The organism is Variovorax glucosi (assembly GCF_051216695.1).
Taxonomy (GTDB): Bacteria; Pseudomonadota; Gammaproteobacteria; order Burkholderiales; family Burkholderiaceae_C; genus Variovorax.
The window spans coordinates 1-1,175 of the sequence record NZ_JBPJZE010000245.1 but is presented as its reverse complement, the minus strand read 5'-3'; the positions used below and the strand labels follow the sequence as shown (position 1 = coordinate 1,175).

Annotated in this window: 1 protein-coding gene and 1 pseudogene; both read left to right on the top strand. The window is 67.4% G+C overall.

The window, feature by feature from the left end:
* Positions 1 to 362 (top strand): annotated as a pseudogene (locus tag ACSFA3_RS24665) (hypothetical protein); the annotation flags it as partial.
* On the top strand, positions 359 to 1,175 hold an 817-nt coding region (locus ACSFA3_RS24660), incomplete at its 3' end, for an ABC transporter substrate-binding protein (RefSeq protein ID WP_435507995.1). The pseudogene ACSFA3_RS24665 and the gene ACSFA3_RS24660, both read left to right, overlap by 4 nt.

Below are 1,175 nucleotides of genomic sequence, written 5' to 3'. Positions count from 1 at the left end.
CGCTGACGACCCTGCCATTGCGCGAACTCAGCGCCGGGCTGGCGGAAGTCATCAAGTACGGCCCGATCCAGGACAGGGCGTTCTTCGACTGGATCGAGGCGTACATCGATGCGCTGCACGTCGCGCTGCCGCATGCCACGCGCAGCCAGGCGGCGTGGGGCTATCAGTTTGCATTGGGCTCGCTGCTGCACCACCTGAACGACAGCCGCATCGAACGCCTCTCGCGCGGCGAGAACACGCGCGCCGACCCTGCCGTGGCGCCGATGCTGGTGAGCTTCATCGTCGGCGGACTGCGCGCCGCGCTGCCGCGGCCCAAGACCCCACGCACGAACAAGACCATCCCCAGGAGACAAAAGCCATGATGAATCGACGCACCCTGCTGTCGGCGCTTGCCGCGGCATCGGCCACTGCGGCGCTGCCTTCGCGCGCCCAGTCCAATCCGAAGATCGTGTTCGGCTACACGGCCGTGACCGACTTCGCTTCGGTGTTCGTGGCGGCCGAAGAGGGCTACTTCAAGAAGCGCAGCCTCGACGTGGAGCTCAAGTTCATCCCGCTTAACTCGACGATCCCGGCGGCGCTGCAATCCGACTCGCTGCAGATCGGCGGGCCCACGCCCTCGGTGTTCCTGCAGGCGGTGGATGGCGGGCTCGACCTGGTGCTGGTGGCCGGCGGCGGCCTCACCTCGAAGACCTCCACCGGCTTCGGCCTGGTGGCGCGCGCGGGCTCGGGCATCAAGAGCCCGCAGGATTGCGTGGGCAAGAAGATCGGCGTGCCGGGCCTGGGCGCCTTCCTGCACGTGACCTTCCGCGCATGGCTGAAGGACAGCGGCGTGGACTACCGCAAGGTCAATTTCGTCGAGGCCGCATTCCCGCAGCATGCCGACCTGCTGCGCGGCGGCTCGGTCGACGCGGTGGTGTCTGCCGACCCGTTCATGAGCCGCATCACCGAGAGCGGCGCGGGTTATGTGGCTTCGTACTACTCGACCTTCCTGCCCGAGAACAACCAGACCATCGTGCATGCGGCCAAGCGCGAGTGGGTGGCGAAGAACCCGGCGGCGGCGCGCGCCTTTCGCGAAGCGCTGGTCGAGTCCGGCGCGTTCATGCAGCAGCCGAAGAACGACGCGAAAGTGCGCGCGGCCATCGGCAAGTACATCAAGCTGCCGCCCGAAGTGCTGG